Raw genomic sequence first — 16,984 nt, forward strand, 5'->3', positions numbered from 1 at the left:
ACGACAAATGTGGACAGCCTTCATCCGAGGTTGTCGTGGGGCATCGAGGATCTATTAAACAAGGCTGTCCACATTTGTCTAGGGAAGGACTCGCCCATTGACGATTCCAGCGATCATACAGTCTTCTTCAAGCGTCCCCCAAATCCACGCACATGGCGATCGCCAACACGAACAATCCAGATTTGAGCGTCTGGATGATGAGCTTCGAGACGATTGCAAGCAGCTACTTCGCACTTATCAATTTCCCAGTCACCCGTTTCAATGTCAATCGCCACAATCTTGCCGTAATTGCCAGCTTCGACTTGTTGACAAATCTGAGTTTGGTAGATTTCGTCACCACGTCTAGCAAATTCTTCTTTGCTGTAGCGGGGTTGTCGGAGTGTCATAGGGTTGACCTCGTTTCAGCTTTATTCCTCTATTTTAATTTGGGTGACAGCTTGGGGATATTACTCTGTTGTGGGAGTTAGGAGAATGATTTGCTGCCGAGTCATATTATGTCCGCTTAATTACTTACTAAACAAAGGAGAACCCCACCCCTTTCAAAGCGTAGCTTTGTCTCCCCTCCCCGCTTGCGGGGAGGGGATGCGCTCTTCTTGGGGTGCAATGACTATGGGAATCATAAGTAATTACCCGGACATGATATCAGAGCGATCGCACCGCAATATAACTGTTACAGGCAGCATGTACCCCGCAGTATGCTTGTTGCCTTTCTTCTGTAAAATATCTTCAATCTCGAATCCAAAGCGCTAACCCACCTCCACGACCACGTGCTGCAATCAAGTCTGGTGTCACTAAAAAGAAAGCGAAAAAAGGCAGAACAGAAACAGGTCTATTGTCAAAATCTTCAAGCTTAGTCTTACCCCCGCGAATCTCACCGTTATATATAGTCCGATTAAATAAACTGATTTGCATTTGAATAAATTCAAACGCTAGTAAATTTTTCTTACCCACGTATTTAGCTGGTCCAGTTAGTTTCAGTTTCAGTGAAGCAAATTCAACGGAATTACTAATTTCCCCTTTGTCAGCATCTTCGGTGGCACTAAAACAAATATGTGCTGCTGCAAATTTGGGGAGATAAAAGCCGTTGCCTAACTTAATTCCCCTACGATGCTTAACTTTCTTGGTTCCAGTTGTAAAGCACAGGCGCCATTTACCAAGTATTGATTCAAATGGGTAGAGGAGTCGTTGTTGTTTGGCAGCTTTTTCTGCTTGTAACAAGGCATTGACAACCGATAAAGCAGGAGGACGTTCTATTTTTTGCCCGCGATAAGCTTCTTGGGTCTGTGTTAATAAGGTGATAAAGTCTTGGGTAATAGTTTTTTCCAATGTTCTGTTAAATGGTGAATAAGTTTGTAGTAAGGACTTTAGTCCTTGATTTGAGCGCTGAAGCGCTCACTACGAATCGCTTTTAATTATAAGTTTGTAGTAAGGACTTTAGTCCTTGATTTGAATTAACTGTTTTTGTATAGCAATCATAACAGCAGCGTGGCGATCGCTTACTCCCAGTTTATGTAAAATCGCATGAACGTGGACTCTGACAGTTCCCGGTGTTATGTAAAGTGCTTCGGCTATTTCTTGATTAGTTTTCCGGTTTGCTAACAATGATAAGATTTCTTGTTCGCGCTGCGTGAGAGGATTTGCAACTGTAGATAACTTAGAATCAAGCTGGATGGGTTGAGACGCAAAGGTAGAACGTATTTCTTTAGTAGCATTTTCATCCCACCAGGAAGCCCCAGCAGCTACAGAACGCAGTGCTAAAACTAACTTTTCTGCGGCAATTCCTTTCAAACAATAGCCTTGAGCGCCGGCTTCTATCAACCGCGCAATCAGTGATTTCTGGGAATGGGAAGTCAAAACTAATATCGGTAAATTGGGAAATCGCTGCTTTATTTGCCGACAAGCTTCAATTCCCCCAATTCCTGGTAATCCTACATCCAAGAGAACAATATCAACAGCTTGGTGATTTACTAACTCGATCGCAGTTTCTCCATCTTCAGCTTCGGCTACAATTTCTAAGTTAGTTTCTTGTTGCAATCGTACTTGCAATCCCAAGCGGAAAAGTTCATCATCCTCAACCAAGAGAATTTTTAGTTCAGTAGATGGCATCACAGCACAGCTTAAGATGGCTGATATGGGTAAACTGAGAGCTTGAACCCAAAGATAGCTCCACTTTTAGCAGTTGCGGAGATATCTTTAGAATCAGTTCTGTTCTCTGCCCAAATTATACCGTTATGCGCTTCAATAATTTGCCGAGATAAATAAAGCCCTAATCCTGAACCTTTAGCTTGGCGATCGCTATTTCCCTGATAAAATCGTTCAAATAAGTGGGGGAACTGTTCTGGTTGAATACCTGCACCAGTATCTAAAATTTTCACAACTTGATAATCAGCTTGAGATTCTAATATTACTTCCACGCGATCGCCTCTTCTGGAATGATTTATTGCATTAATCAGCAGATTTGTCAATACTCGTTGCAATTGCCAAGCATCACCTTTTACCCACAACGACGAGCGAAAATCCGAGTCACCATAACGAAACGATAAATTAACTCGTCGGGTTGCAGCGACTTCCATAAGAGTAGTAGCTACCTCTTCAGCCAATACAGTTAAATCTACAGGTTCTAAATGCAGCTTTAAACCTTCAGTATCATTACGATAAACATCTAATAAAGTTTCCACAAATTGCAGAGAACTATCATGACTGTGAATCATCGTTGCTAAGACTTTCTGCTGTTGCGAGGAAACGCTGCCAAATTTTTCTTTTTGGAAAGCTTTGAGAGTTTCAATTGCTCCCAAAAGAGGTGTTTTTAAATCGTGAGTGAGTGTAGAAGCAAAATCTTCTCTTAGTTTAACTAATTGTTCTTGTGCTTGTAACTTCGCTTGGGTGAGTGCGATCGCTTCTTGCGTTCGTCGCAGACGTAAACTTAAAAGTCCCGTTACCATCAAAGCCATAACAGCGATCGCTCGATTAGCTACTGTCGAAGCAATAATCACCTCACCCCCAGGTACCCACACATTCAACATCGTTAAAAACATTGCTACGCATGTTGCGTGCAACGTTGCTTTATCCTTCAACCAAGAAGGTGAAACTTACATGAGTTACGCCAGCCAAATGTTGGGATTGGGGTATCATATGTTCACCTCAGCAGCTACGGGAATAGCAGTAGCGATCGCTTTTATTCGCGGTTTAACAGGTAGACCTTTAGGCAACTTCTATGTAGACTTAATTCGTATAATTATGCGGATTTTGCTACCCATTAGTATTGTCGGGGCAATTGTGCTGATAGCAGCTGGAGTTCCAGAAACTTTGGCGGGGACTGTAGTAGTTCCCACCTTAGAAAATCCTAGCATTAGTCAGGCGATCGCGATCGGTCCAGTTGCTCACTTTGAAATTATCAAAGAACTAGGGGAAAATGGCGGTGGATTTTTTGCGATTAACTCAGCACATCCATTTGAAAATCCAAATCCCTTAGTTAACTTAATTCAGCTTGTCGCAATTTTGTCAGTGCCTACCTCATTGATATACACCTATGGAGTGTTTGCTAACAACCTCAAACAAGCGTGGTTAGTTTACAGCATTCCCTTTGCCATCTTGGTAGTGTTTATCATTATTACAGCGATTGGTGAATACAACGGTAATCCTGCCATCAACGCACTTTTAGGTTCACAGCAGCCAAACTTAGAAGGTAAAGAAGTTAGATTTGGCTGGGCGCAATCTGCATTGTACGCCGTTTTCACCACCGCAACCATGTGCGGTGCGGTTAATAGTTTGCACGATTCCTTTATGCCCAATGGTGGTTTCGTCACCCTATCAAATATGTTCTTTCAAATTGTCTTTGGGGGACAGGGTACAGGAACAGCTTATTTATTTGCTTATCTAATTTTGGCAGTGTTTGTCACCGGTTTGATGGTGGGGCGCACCCCGGAATTTCTCGGACGCAAAATAGAAAAGCGGGAAGTAGTGCTTGCCAGTTTCCTAATTTTGTTAGTCCACCCCATTGCGATTTTAATACCTGCGGGGATAACTTTAGCATTTCCCGATCAATTAGCCGGAATTAGCAATCCTGGTTTCCACGGCTTTTCGCAAGTTATTTACGAATACGCCTCAGCCGCAGCTAATAACGGATCTGGATTTGAAGGCTTAGGCGATTCTCAACCCTCCCCTAGTGCGATCGCCACAGGTACAGCACCAACCGCAACCGCTTTATGGTGGAACCTGAGTACTTGCTTCAGCTTGCTAGCTGGACGTTATATCCCCATCGTCGGTTTATTATTTCTTGCTGATAGTATATCGCGCAAACAACCGGTTCCCCTCACAGTTGGGACATTGCGAACCGACACCGGACTATTTACAGGTGTAACTGCCGGTGTAATTCTCATCCTCGGCGCCCTCACCTTCTTCCCAGTCTTGGCATTGGGACCAATTGGTGAAGCCTTTCAAATAGCAAAAGGTATTGGGTAATAGGGAATAGGTAATGGGTAATAGGTAATGGGTAATCGGTGAGAAAGAAGAAATGTTTTTCGCTTTTCCCCTTCAAGAATGCCCAATCCCCAATTACCCATTACCCATTACCCATTCCCCATTCCCCATTTTCCATTCCCAATTCCCCATAATGTATGCAAACCACCACTTCCCCCCAGCAAACCCGTGAATCACACAAACGCGCACCCAAAGCAGATATGCGCGGACTTTACCAAAAAGCAATTCGTGAGTCATTTGTCAAGCTAAATCCGCGAACTGCTGTGAGAAATCCGGTAATGTTCATAGTCTGGATTGGGACAATTATCGTTTTTTTAGTCACTTTGAACCCCAACTTATTCGGCACAATTAACGCAAACATCAACCAGCAACGCTTGTTAAACGGCTTGATTACCTTGATTTTATTTTTTACAGTTGTATTTGCCAACTTTGCCGAAGCCGTTGCGGAAGGACGCGGGAAAGCTCAAGCAGATGCACTTAAATCTACGCGATCGCATACCACCGCCCGGAAAATGCTACCAGATGGTACAATTCAAGAAGTTAATTCTACCGACTTGCGCCGGGGCGATCGAGTAAAAGTAATTGCTAATGATATGATGCCCGCTGATGGCGAAGTTATACAAGGTATCGGCTCAGTCGATGAGTCGGCGATCACTGGAGAATCTGCCCCTGTACTGAAGCAACCGGGCACAGATATTGCGAGTTCGGTTACTGGTGGTACGCGGCTTTTGTCAGACGAATTAATCATTCGGATTACTGCCGATCCCGGTCAAGGCTTTATCGATCGCATGATTTCTCTGGTCGAAGGCGCCGAACGCAGCAAAACACCCAACGAAATCGCGCTGACAGTGCTGCTTTCGGTGCTGACGCAAGTATTTTTAATCGTCGTTTCCACAGTTCCCCCTTTCGCCGGCTACATCGCTAACTTTGTCAGCACATTGTATGGTGCAGAAGCGGGTAACAGTTTGCGTGCTGGTGTCAGCGTTGCCATTTTAATCTCGCTGTTAGTCGCTTTGATTCCCACTACTATCGGTGGATTGCTGAGTGCGATCGGTATTGCCGGGATGGACAGAGTTGCCCAATTCAACGTTATTGCCACATCCGGACGAGCAGTAGAAGCTTGCGGTGACATCAACACCTTAGTACTAGATAAAACCGGCACCATCACCCTAGGCAACCGGATGGCTGATGAGTTTATTCCCGTCAACAATCACTCAGTAGAAGATGTAGCTCAAATATCCTTGAATGGTAGTGTTTTTGACGATACACCAGAAGGTAAGTCCATCGTCGGACTAGCAGAAAAGTACGGGGCTAAGGTAGACTTCAACAGCAACAATGCAGAGGCTGTGGAGTTTTCCGCCAAAACAAAAATGAGTGGCACTAATTTACCCAATGGTAAAGAAGTCCGTAAGGGAGCGGTGGAAGCGATTAAAGGCTTTGTCCGTTCTCGTGGAGGTCAAATTCCCAACGACTTAGACGCAGCCTATGAGCGAGTTTCCCGCTTAGGAGGTACACCCTTAGCCGTGTGTCAGGAGAATGATATTTACGGCGTTATTTATCTCAAAGATATAGTCAAATCAGGTTTGCGCGTTAGCGAAGCTCGCCGAAGGCATCGCTTTGACCAACTCCGCCGCATGGGTGTAAAAACCATCATGCTCACAGGCGATAACCGTATTACTGCTGAGGTAATTGCTACTGAAGCGGGAGTTGATGATTTCATTGCCGAAGCCACTCCAGAAGACAAAATAGAGGTAATTCGCTTGGAACAATCAGAAGGTAAACTAGTAGCCATGACCGGAGATGGCACCAACGATGCACCCGCACTAGCTCAAGCAAACGTCGGGGTAGCAATGAACTCAGGGACGCAAGCTGCCAAAGAAGCTGCGAACATGGTAGACTTAGACTCCGACCCGACAAAGTTAATTGACTTAGTAACAATTGGTAAACAGTTACTAATTACCCGTGGCGCATTGACGACATTTTCTATTGCCAACGACATCGCCAAATATTTTGCGATCATTCCCACAATCTTCGCAGCATCGGGAATTGGCGCACTTAACATTATGGGACTCAAAAGCGCTCAATCTGCAATCATCTCAGCACTAATTTATAATGCTCTGATTATCCCCGCACTCATTCCCCTAGCACTCAAAGGAGTAAAATTCCGTCCCCTCACAGCAGATCAACTGCTACAACGCAACATCCTACTTTATGGTGTTGGCGGCGTAATTGCACCTTTTATCGCCATCAAACTAATCGATATTATCCTACCTTTGTCTTAATTTTTCTTTTTCGTAGTAAGCGCTTCAGCGCTAAAGCGCCGACTACAAAGCAACACAATGTTATCAAAATAAACTCAAAGAGCGCTAAAGCGCCGACTACAAAACAATACATATGAAAAAACATCTTATACCATCACAACAAATCTCGGAACAAACATTAGAAACAGCAACCGAAATTTGGTCACAATGGCGTAGACAAAAGCTGCCGTTGTATCTGTTCTTAGCAATGTGTTTCAACTTAATAGTAGCGCCTATAGTCTACGCCGCTACTGGTGAAACACTCTCCCGCCCTCAATCTTGGGCATTAGGACTATTAGGATTAGTCGTTCTAAGTCTTTCAATATATCTCTTTTTCGTCATGTTTGTACCGGAGAAATTCTAATGAGTTTTGCACGCGATGCCGGCAGAGCCGTTCGTTCTACCTTATTACTGTGGGTGATTACAGCTATTATTTATCCTTTGCTGATGATTGCCTTGGGACAAATTGTATTTCCCTTTCAAGCAAATGGTAGTCTAATTAAGAATGCCCAAAATCAAGTTATCGGTTCTGCCTTAATTGGTCAGCCTTTTACTTCAGACCGCTACTTTAACAGTCGTCCCAGCACCACCAGCTATAGTACAGCAGACCCGAAAAAAGATGAAGCAGGAGTGTTGAAAACTGGAGTATCCGGTGCTAGCAACTTGGCGCCGAGTAATCCTGCATTGCGCGATCGCATCGCTGGAAAAAACGACGAAGGTGACTTCAATCGCTTGAAAAATGCCGGCGTGCAACCGACAGCAGATTTAGTTTACACCTCTGGTTCTAGCCTTGACCCCCACATCACCCCCGAAGCCGCAAAAACGCAAATTGCCAGAGTAGCAAAAGCGCGAGGAATTCAGCCCAACCAACTCGAAACCCTAATTGCCCAAAACACCGATAATCGCTTTCTCGGCATCTTTGGTGAACCTGGAGTCAACGTCTTGAAGTTAAATCTCGCTTTGGACGGGTTTTAAGCTGGAAGTTAGCGCGATCGCCGAACACCATCACATACCCAAAATCTTTACAATATTAACTAAGGTAAAGATGTTATTCAAAAATTAAAGCAAAAACAATGGCGATATTTGGATTTGGTAAAAAACTAACCGTGCCCACTCCTGAAGAAGCTTTGCCAGGACGGGCAGAAGAAATGCCACTAACCAACCGTCACTATGTCAACGGTAATCCCCTCAAGCCACCATTCCCCCAAGGTATGGAAATGGCAGTGTTTGGTATGGGCTGCTTTTGGGGTGCAGAACGCAAATTTTGGCAACTTGACGGAGTATTCACCACTGCTGTAGGTTACGCTGCGGGTTCAACTCCCAACCCCACCTATAAAGAAGTATGCAGCGGCATGACCGGTCACAACGAAGTAGTGCTGGTTGTGTTTGACCCCAAGGTAATAAGTTACTCAGACTTGCTCAAAACCTTCTGGGAAAGCCACAACCCCACCCAAGGAATGCGTCAGGGAAATGACACCGGCACTCAATATCGTTCCGGAATTTACGTGTATTCTGACACTCAAAAGCAAGAAGCCGAAGCATCAAGAAATGCTTATCAAGAAGCCCTCAATGCCGCAGGTTATGGCAAGATTACTACAGAAATTTTAGATGCTTCTGAGTTTTATTACGCAGAAGACTACCATCAACAGTATCTTGCCAAAAATCCCGGCGGTTATTGCGGCTTAGGTGGAACAAATGTTGCTTGTCCTGTAGGTATAGGGCAAGGGGCATAGGGCATTTTTTCAGAGGGGAAAAGGTTAAAGGGTAAAGGGTTTTTGAAGAGGGGTAAAGGGAAAAGGAAAAAAGGGGAAAGGGGCGTCCTTGATTTAAAATTAGTACAAATGTTTAAAACTACTTCTTCCTTTTCCCTTTACCCTTTACCCTTTTCCCGGCACGAAGTGCCCTTTACCCTTTCCCCTTTCCCCTCTTTCTCATAGCATCGAGGCAACAAAAGCGATCGCACCCCACCACATCAGCAAACTAATTGGTACGCCAATCATCAGTCCGGCGATCGCCCAGCCTCTTTGATGTTCTTTAAATTGTTCGATACTGCGCCACCTTCTACTTTTCCAAGCCCATTCATTACCTTTTGCACCGAGAGCGAGGGTGACGACAAAACCAGTTTGCGGTACAAAACATAACAATCCTACCCAAACTTGATTAGTCCACAACCAAAACCAAGGTAATAGAAATGCACCCCAGTTCCACCCCTTAATCTCATCAGGAACTTCTTCGGCAGTATTATTTATCCCGCACCCAGAGTTATTTATTACTTCTTTGCGCGGTAACTCTCGATTGTGTTTAGCCGGTTTGAGAGCAAGACCATTTTTAAGCACCTCCAAAGCTTGACGAGCGCTTGCAAATCGTTGTTCTGGCGCAGGTTCTAGTATCTTTTCCAGCCAACTCACAAAACCCGAATTAAGATTAACTCGGTCAGCGAATTGAATCCGCAATTCGCGCACTGGTAAATCAGATGGAGCAGTACCTGTTAACAAGTGTATTAAAGACGCTCCCAGCGCATACAAATCCGATGCTGGAACCGCTCTACCTCCAAATTGTTCCATCGGTGCATAGCCATAAGTTCCCACCACAGTGAAAGTTACACCCTCTTTTGCGGCTTTATCTTGAACTGCGCCGAAATCAACTAAATAAATATGATTATCTTCACCCCAAATTAAATTACTCGGTTTAATATCGCGATGCAATACTGTAGGATTCAACTCATGCAAATGTATGAGAATATTTAAAATCTCTACAGCAATTTTTCTAACTTCTTTTTGGCTAAACCTTTTCCCGGCATTAAGTTGTTCTTTGAGCGATTCACCAGGAATATATTCTTGCACCAAGCCAAACCAAAGTGTTCGGTCATCGACACAAAAATAATCGAGATACTGGGGAATGCGGGGATGATTTAGCTGTTTGAGAATTTGTGCTTCTCGTTCAAAAAGTTTCAGGTCATCCCATTGTACAGTACCGCCAAAAGCAAGGAGTTTAACTACAACAAGAGAATTATCAACATCAGTAGCTTGTAAATCTGTTGCTAGCCAAGTTTGACGAACTCCATTATTGCCGAGTTGACGTTGAATTTGGTAACGATTTTGTAATATCTGTTCTGCTTGCAGCATTCGACACCTGCGCGACTTACCAGCCTAGTTTCTCTAATTTAGCGAGAAGTTACCCAGTACTGACAACTTTGATAGTAAGAAAGCTACTTTCAGTTACTAATTGTTACGAAACCGTGATGTAAAGCTCCGTAGTAAGCACTTTAGTGCTTAAGAAAGCGCTGAAGCGCTTACTACGGTTTAAGCTAACTCGCAGATTGAAGATAATTTTTGCGATAATAAGCCTGATATTCTTCAGATAAAAGTGGTTCCCACCAATCGCGGTGAGTGAGATACCATTCAACGGTGAGACGTAAACCTTCTTCTACTGTTACCGAAGGTGTCCAGCCTAACTGAGTTTGCAGTTTATTACTATTAATTGCATATCTTCGGTCATGTCCCAATCTATCTTTAACAAAAGTAATCAAATTTTGGGAAGGACGCACCGGCAAATCGAGTGCTAATTCATCCATTAACTGACACAACATCTGCACAAGGTTGATATTTTCCACTTCATTATTGCCACCGATATTATAAGTTTCTCCTGGTGTGCCGCGCTGAATCACTACTTCTATTGCACTACAATGGTCGTTGACATAAAGCCAATCTCGCACGTTTTTACCATCACCGTAAATCGGTAAAGGTTTACCCATCAAAATGTTGATGCACATCAGAGGAATTAGCTTTTCTGGAAACTGATAGGAACCGTAATTATTGGAACAATTCGTAATAATTGCTGGAAGTCCATAAGTATGGTAATATGCACGAACTAAGTGATCGCTGCCAGCTTTAGAAGCTGAATAAGGACTATTGGGAGCATAAGGTGTAGTTTCGCAAAAAGCTGGGTCATTTGGTGCTAAACTACCATAAACCTCATCTGTAGAAACGTGTAAGAATCGATAATTTAAAGGTTGATTGTTTGTTTGCCAATGTTGACGAAAAGCTTCTAATAAAGTGAAAGTTCCGACTACATTGGTTTGCACAAAAGCACCAGGACCGAGAATTGAGCGGTCAACGTGAGATTCGGCGGCAAAATGGGCTATTATGTCGATATTTTCTGTTTGGAGTAATTTGTCAACGAGAGTGCGATCGCAAATATCCCCCCTCACAAAGCGAAAATTCTCTTTCCCCTCCAAAGAAGCTAAATTACCACGATTTCCCGCGTAAGTTAAAGCATCTAGCACCACCACTCGGTCATCTGGATAAGTTTTACACCAGTGATGGACAAAATTCGAGCCAATAAATCCAGCACCACCCGTCACCAATAACTTACGACTCATCACACCTCTTGTGTTTAAGTTTTGTAAAGTAGTAAGTACTTTAGTACTTGAAAGCGCTAAAGCGCTTACTACTTAGAAAAATATTTCTTTCTTAATTTATCAAAAATGCTTTTTGTTCGTAATTTTGCGATCCGCATTTTCGTTAAACTTTTGATATTGCCAGGGTAATGCATTTTGTGATCAAAAAAATCATTGAGTTCATCTATAATTACTTGCAACCGCTGATTAATATTTTCTATTCTATATTCTGCTAAAATATGTTCTGGGATTGAATATGATGGATGTTCAAGTGCTTTTAAAATACGTTTTACATCATATTCTTTTGAATATCCAGCAATTTTATAGCAATTAAATCCCGGATCTAAATAATCAGAAAGTCCGCCGTTAATGCTAGAAAAAACTTGACACCCACAAGCTAAAGCCTCTAGCGGTTGCATTCCAAAGCCTTCACTGACAGCTTGTTGTGCCCAATACTCTGCGGAGTCGTAGAGGTATACTTTAGCTTGATTAAACAGCTTTGCTAAATCTTCGACATACGAATCAACAACTAATACTTTACATTGCTGCTGCAAAGCGGGAATTAATTCTTTAATTAAATATTCCGAAGATTTTCGAGCCTGAATTAAAACATCAATATCGCGCTGAATATTTAAGTTTTGAAATTGATTACCAATTTGATTGGGCAAATAATAGATAAGAGAGTGCGGAGAATGTTGTCCCCAATATCCGATTGTATTTCGGCTGACAGCGATGATGGGAATATTCGCCGGCAGCTTAAATTTATAACCTGCACTGTGGGCATGATAAACTATATTATGTGGCTGTAATTTGCGAGCAAGTTTAGCTACATCAAATCCCCAACTGATAACAAAAATAACATCATCTAAATTTTTCTCTTTCAACACATCATCTAAAAAAAGCTTACCTGATTCTCTTTGTCGATAAGTCACAACATCAGCATGACAAAATTGTTGAGCGAGTTTAATTGTATTTAACTCTACCCAAAGACCACCGCAGGCAAATTTGCCATCTGTCCCAGGTAGTAAAAAATAAAGTTTTCTCATGATAAAAATTCCTTGACAATATTAATCCTGGGAAAAGGATTTTATATTTTTGCTGTCGCTTGCATGGGATTGTAATAAAATACAGCTTCCGGGTTCTCCATCAGGATATCCATTTCAGCAGCGACTTTTTCCCATTCAGAAAATGTGGTGTATCCAGCTTGAATCATGCTGTCGAGATGACTGTACATCAAATCTTTCCAATACTGTAGAAAAGTTAATCTTTGGTGAGGCGATCGCTTATCTAAGTGTATGATGCAGGGTGTAACTTCGATATCCCGATAGCCAGTATCGCTCAACAGTACACCAAGACGAGCGCCGACGTTAGGATCTCCCTGAATAGAATATTGAAAATCGATGCTGTTACGCCAATAATTCATCACTGCTGGACATGGCGGGTACAAAAATAAGCTATCATTAAAAACTTCGGTAATACTTATTAAAGAATTTGTTGGTATAACGCGGCGTACTTCTGCTAATACTTCTTTTGGTTGGGGTATATGTTCTAACACCCAGATAAATAAAACAGCATCTATACCCGCAGTATCCAAATTATCCAGCTTTTTCGCATCAGCCTGAATTATCTCGTATCGCTTGGCAAACTGCGGAAACATCGCCAGATTTTCCTTTGCTTGAGCAAGTTGTACTTCTGACAATTCCACCCCAGTAATGTGCAGATGCGGAAATTTTTCTAACAGTAAGATAGTCTGTGCGCCTACACCCACACCAATTTCTAACAGGTGTTGGCAATTTGTCAAGTCAATATTTCGGAAAATGTATTCTGATAATATTCGGCTTTGTCCTAATAAACGCTTTTGTTCGGTGGTGCTGTATCCGTGAATGTATTCCGTTTCCATACGCTGGTTTTAATACTTAATCAAATCACGCACAGTTCAGGATAACAGCTTATTTGATTTTACGAAAAGCCTAATAAAAGTAATTCTCCCCTGCCCCCTGCCCCCTGCCCCCTGCCCCCTGCCCCCTGCCTTATTCTTGCCAGCGCACCTTGACAAAATGCGCTTCGCGTCCCCACATATCGCGAGTGACGGTAATATTTTCAATTGCCAAGTTAAACGGTATCGCAGTTGTCACATATCGCTGCGCTAAAGCACCGATATCTGGTGCTATTTCAGCCGCTGTCGTTGCTGCCAAACCCAAACCGACTAATTGCTCAATTGGACGAAATGGAAGCAGCAGATGCATCCCCACCGCTAACCCAGCTGTCAGCAGCATAGCGACTGATGCATTTGTACCACACCTCGGATGCACGGCTAAATCAACTTCTCCATTGGTGAGGCGATGTAAAGCCAATGTTACCGCACGTCGCAAGTTACTAATATTCACTTCACCATAAAGGTAAAATCCTTGCTCGGTAGATAAACCGCTTAATAGTTCGTTATCAACTTGAAAATTGCTTGAGTATGAAGTTGATTGACCCAGAACCCATACAGTAGCATGTTCTAAGGCGTGAACCTGCCGCAGCATGAGAATTTCTTTTAACCCTGGTACAAAGGATAGCTGTTTAAGTAAATCGGCATCTTGTGTGGGTTGCCCAAAGTCTGAGTCAATAAAACCGACATTAGCAACTTTTTCAGACATTGATGCCGTTAAATCAAAGTTAAAAAAATCAAAGAAAGATGAGGTTTGTTTGGCAGAAGCAGAGGTATTCATAGCAACACTGCTCCCTACGAAAAAATGGAGCAACATAGATTTGTTTCAAATGTAGCGTTTCAGCCCGTAGATTGTTGCTAATTTTTGTTAGGGAATGGGGAATGGGGCTTTTTTAAGAGGGGGAAAGGGGAAAGGGGAAAGGGGAAGGGAGAAAGGGGAAAGGGGAAGGGGGAAAGGGGAAAGGGGAAAGGAAAAAAGGGGAGGCAGTGCGGTGAGACCAGCCCCCGACGGGCGCGGTCTCCCTGATCGATGGGGGACTGGCGAACCCGAAGGGTCTTGGGGTTCACCTGCGTGGAGCACCTGCCGTGAAAGGAAAGGAGTTATTTAAAATTAGTACGAATGTTTAAAAGTACTTCTGACTTTTCCCCTTTAACCTTTCCCCCTCTTAAATCCCCTTTCCCCTTTCCCCTTTAACCTTTCCCCCTCTTAAATCCCCTTTCCCCTTTTTTCCTTTACCCTTTGACCCAAATTAAAAAAGCCCTATGCCCTTTATTATGATGACAGACGCGATAAATCGCGTCACTACTAGGCGTTTAATCGTTCGGATTAGGCAGAGCACAGCAATTTACATCATTTAAACAGACTTTGCCCCACTGCAAAGCCCAGCGCACAAGCGCTACTCGGTTTTCTGTCTGCGTTTTGGTGAGGATGTTGCTGATATGGTTATCAACTGTACGTTTGCTTATTTCCAGTTTCCCTGCAATTTCTTGGTTAGTTAAGCCAGCGGCTACTAAATCGATTATTTGCAGTTCTCTATCTGACAGACTAACAGGGGTCTGAGATTCGCCACCAGCCATGACTTTTTCAATCCTCCCTTGGTATATGTACTCAATCGCTCTCTCTAATTCTAGAAGATTCTTTGCTAGCTAGGGATTTCAAGTCTTAGCAGTAATACGATTGTCAATATTCTCTTTATAATTAAAATTTATGGCACTCAAACCAAATGCAAATAATTTGCTCTTATTTTTATACATTAAATTAAAGAATTTAGCGAAGTATTACTTAGAAGTTTTTCCCAAATAGGAGCATTTACAGCTTATATAAGTAGCAAAAATGGCTATTTAATTCTGTGAACAACTGGCGACAGAAGAACCAGATTGTTGTAGATTTTATACTGGAAATTCCTAGTGAAAAATCGAAAATCTATAATGAAATGAGCAATCCCCGTGTTTTGTGCTTGGGTGAAGTTTTGTTTGATCTTTTAGCCGATCAATTAGGGCTAAAGCTAGAAGAAGTTAAATCGTGGACTCCTTATCCAGGAGGGGCACCAGCTAACGTAGCCTGTGCTTTAATGAAGCTGGGAACGCCAGCAGGCTTTATCGGTTGTGTGGGTGAAGATGAACCTGGGAATTCTCTGGTAAAGTTGTTAGAAGAAGTAGGTGTAGATACAACGGGGGTGCAAAGACATCCTACAGCACCAACGCGGCAAGTTTATGTTACACGCTCTTTAGAGGGCGATCGCACTTTTGCCGGCTTTGGCGAATATGATACTTCTGAATTTGCTGATGCTCGCCTCAAAGCTGAAGAATTATCACAATCGCTATTTCAAGAAGCAGATTTTCTGGTTTTGGGTACTTTAGAATTAGCATATCCGGAAAGTGCTTCGTCAATTCACCGCGCTCTTGATTTAGCAGAACAATTTGACTTGAAAATTATGCTAGATGTCAATTGGCGTGAGGTATTTTGGACTAATCCTGATATTGCACCGGCAAAAATTCGCTCGTTATTTAAGCGGGTGGATTTTCTCAAATTAGCATTAGAAGAAGCCGAATGGTTATTTGATACCACAGATGCGGGGGCGATCGCTCATCGTCTTGATTCGATTGAAGGTGTATTAGTAACAGATGGAGATAAAGGTAGTGCTTATTGTCTTGGAGAAAATGAAGGCAAATTACCTGCTTTTTCCATTCCTGTGGTTGATACAACTGGTGCGGGGGATAGCTTTTTAGCAGGGTTAATTCATCAATTACTCATTCATGGTATCCAAAACTTGAGCAACCCGGAAACAGCACGCGCAATTGTTACTTATGCTAGCGCGGTAGGGGCGCTGACGACAATGAAACCAGGAGCGATCGCTTCTCAACCCACCGCAAATGAAGTTGAAGCTTTTCTTGCTTCGCATCAACTTTAGAATGTAGCATAAATTGGGATATCAGTTGCGTCGTCGGCTGATATTCCCAACTAGTAAATATTACTGGAGTTTAGACTAAGGGACTTCCAAAGAATAAATTATTCCAAAAAAACAAGAGGCAACAGATATTTCATAATAATAATTATTATCTTTGGTGGAAATGTTTTGTTTTTTGGAAGTCCCTGATGTCCTCAAAGCAATTACACCTAAAATGATTGCATCTCTCACATATAAGCGACTTTATCCTTGAAGCCTTATTTAGCGCAGCTTCATAAAGAATTGGTATCAGGACGATTGATGGTAGAATTATCAGACCAGATGGAATAACCATCCGCACAACATCATCAATAAAGAATGGAGACAGCCGTATCATGAACGACTGGAATTTGCCTTGGGAAGGCGGATGCCGTTGCGGACAGCTGCGGCTTAAGGTGAGTGCCGCGCCTCTGCTGACGATGGCTTGCCACTGCACGGGTTGCCAGCGAATGACCGCCAGCGCTTTTTCTTTAAGCGTCGCGATCCCAAGCGTTGGGTTCTCGGTACTGAAAGGTCAGCCGGTTATCGGTGGCTTGCACGGTGCAGCCCGCCATTACTTCTGCCCGCACTGCATGAGTTGGATATTTACTCGACCGGAAGGAATAGACGAGTTTGTCAACCTTCGGGCGACGATGCTAGACGATGCGTCATGGTTCATGCCATTCATCGAAACTTGGACTACAGAAAGGCTGTCATGGGCGACGACCCCTGCGGTTCATAGCTTTGAGACTTTGCCCGCTTACGAAGAATATCCAGGGCTGGTAGAAGAATACGCTCAACAAGCGTCGAAACCTGCATCCAAGACTGCAACTTAAGACAAACTCAATCTTCGCCCCCGTTCTTGGCATCTCGCCATGTTGCAATCAGAGCGAATGTCGTATTTCCACCCAACGCAGAAATCCAAACTGAGACACTACCTTTTTGC

General features: G+C 43.1%; 15 protein-coding genes and 2 pseudogenes. 7 read left to right on the forward strand and 10 right to left on the reverse strand.

Annotation, left to right across the window (positions count from 1 at the left end; genetic code table 11):
* Nucleotides 1-113: 113 nt before the first annotated feature.
* The 4 genes and pseudogenes from PI95_RS18225 to PI95_RS18240 form a co-directional block, all read right to left on the reverse strand.
* Nucleotides 114-386: a hypothetical protein gene (locus PI95_RS18225; protein ID WP_039752784.1), complete on the reverse strand. Its 273-nt coding sequence runs from the start codon at nucleotides 384-386 to the stop codon at nucleotides 114-116.
* A gap of 340 nt (nucleotides 387-726) precedes the next feature.
* Entirely contained in the window at nucleotides 727-1,326 is a 600-nt protein-coding gene (locus tag PI95_RS18230) for a hypothetical protein (protein ID WP_039752783.1), read from the reverse strand.
* A 108-nt stretch (nucleotides 1,327-1,434) separates the two neighbouring features.
* Nucleotides 1,435-2,106, reverse strand: a complete 672-nt coding sequence (locus PI95_RS18235) for a response regulator transcription factor (RefSeq protein WP_039752782.1) — start codon at nucleotides 2,104-2,106, stop codon at nucleotides 1,435-1,437.
* A gap of 11 nt (nucleotides 2,107-2,117) precedes the next feature.
* Nucleotides 2,118-3,080, reverse strand: a pseudogene (locus tag PI95_RS18240) (sensor histidine kinase); the annotation flags it as partial.
* Nucleotide 3,081: 1 nt separating this feature from the next.
* On the opposite strand from PI95_RS18240, the pseudogene kdpA reads away from it, so the two are divergent.
* The 5 genes and pseudogenes from kdpA to msrA form a co-directional block, all read left to right on the forward strand.
* Nucleotides 3,082-4,461 (forward strand): annotated as a pseudogene (gene kdpA / locus PI95_RS18245) (potassium-transporting ATPase subunit KdpA); the annotation flags it as partial.
* 155 nt (nucleotides 4,462-4,616) lie between these two features.
* Complete coding sequence (gene kdpB, locus PI95_RS18250; protein WP_039752781.1) at nucleotides 4,617-6,761, forward strand: potassium-transporting ATPase subunit KdpB; 2,145 nt, start codon at nucleotides 4,617-4,619, stop codon at nucleotides 6,759-6,761.
* Nucleotides 6,762-6,873: 112 nt separating this feature from the next.
* Entirely contained in the window at nucleotides 6,874-7,143 is a 270-nt protein-coding gene (locus tag PI95_RS18255) for a potassium-transporting ATPase subunit F (RefSeq protein ID WP_039752780.1), read from the forward strand.
* On the forward strand, nucleotides 7,143-7,754 hold the full coding sequence (gene kdpC / locus PI95_RS18260) for a K(+)-transporting ATPase subunit C (protein ID WP_039752779.1): 612 nt from the start codon (nucleotides 7,143-7,145) through the stop codon (nucleotides 7,752-7,754). The genes PI95_RS18255 and kdpC overlap by 1 nt, the downstream gene beginning before the upstream one ends.
* A 98-nt stretch (nucleotides 7,755-7,852) precedes the next feature.
* Nucleotides 7,853-8,512 (forward strand): peptide-methionine (S)-S-oxide reductase MsrA, encoded by a 660-nt coding sequence (msrA, locus tag PI95_RS18265; RefSeq protein ID WP_039752778.1) that lies wholly within the window; start codon nucleotides 7,853-7,855, stop codon nucleotides 8,510-8,512.
* Nucleotides 8,513-8,710: 198 nt separating this feature from the next.
* Here the strand turns inward: msrA and PI95_RS18270 are convergent, their stop codons facing one another.
* The 6 genes from PI95_RS18270 to pedR all read right to left on the reverse strand — a co-directional run bounded on the left by PI95_RS18270 (nucleotide 8,711) and on the right by pedR (nucleotide 14,689).
* Nucleotides 8,711-9,904 carry a serine/threonine protein kinase gene (locus tag PI95_RS18270; RefSeq protein WP_039752776.1) on the reverse strand — a complete coding sequence of 398 codons (1,194 nt, stop codon included), beginning with the start codon at nucleotides 9,902-9,904 and terminating at the stop codon, nucleotides 8,711-8,713.
* Between the two features lie 182 nt (nucleotides 9,905-10,086).
* Nucleotides 10,087-11,160: a dTDP-glucose 4,6-dehydratase gene (gene rfbB, locus PI95_RS18275; RefSeq protein ID WP_039752775.1), complete on the reverse strand. Its 1,074-nt coding sequence runs from the start codon at nucleotides 11,158-11,160 to the stop codon at nucleotides 10,087-10,089.
* 68 nt (nucleotides 11,161-11,228) lie between these two features.
* Nucleotides 11,229-12,224 carry a glycosyltransferase gene (locus PI95_RS18280; RefSeq protein ID WP_039752774.1) on the reverse strand — a complete coding sequence of 332 codons (996 nt, stop codon included), beginning with the start codon at nucleotides 12,222-12,224 and terminating at the stop codon, nucleotides 11,229-11,231.
* Nucleotides 12,225-12,265: 41 nt separating this feature from the next.
* Nucleotides 12,266-13,078, reverse strand: a complete 813-nt coding sequence (locus PI95_RS18285) for a class I SAM-dependent methyltransferase (protein ID WP_039752773.1) — start codon at nucleotides 13,076-13,078, stop codon at nucleotides 12,266-12,268.
* Between the two features lie 130 nt (nucleotides 13,079-13,208).
* On the reverse strand, nucleotides 13,209-13,892 hold the full coding sequence (locus PI95_RS18290; RefSeq protein WP_039753980.1) for a DUF6391 domain-containing protein: 684 nt from the start codon (nucleotides 13,890-13,892) through the stop codon (nucleotides 13,209-13,211).
* Nucleotides 13,893-14,425: 533 nt separating this feature from the next.
* A complete protein-coding gene (pedR, locus tag PI95_RS18295) occupies nucleotides 14,426-14,689 on the reverse strand; it encodes a photosynthetic electron transport-dependent transcriptional regulator PedR (protein WP_039752770.1) in 264 nt (87 codons plus the stop codon).
* A gap of 356 nt (nucleotides 14,690-15,045) precedes the next feature.
* Between pedR and PI95_RS18300 the strand changes: the two genes are divergently transcribed.
* Complete coding sequence (locus tag PI95_RS18300) at nucleotides 15,046-16,023, forward strand: carbohydrate kinase family protein (protein ID WP_039753979.1); 978 nt, start codon at nucleotides 15,046-15,048, stop codon at nucleotides 16,021-16,023.
* Between the two features lie 371 nt (nucleotides 16,024-16,394).
* Nucleotides 16,395-16,874 (forward strand): GFA family protein, encoded by a 480-nt coding sequence (locus PI95_RS18305; RefSeq protein ID WP_039752769.1) that lies wholly within the window; start codon nucleotides 16,395-16,397, stop codon nucleotides 16,872-16,874.
* The last annotated feature ends 110 nt before the right edge of the window (nucleotides 16,875-16,984 follow it).

It is taken from the genome of Hassallia byssoidea VB512170, from assembly GCF_000817785.2.
Taxonomy (GTDB): domain Bacteria; phylum Cyanobacteriota; class Cyanobacteriia; order Cyanobacteriales; family Nostocaceae; genus Hassallia; species Hassallia carrinoi.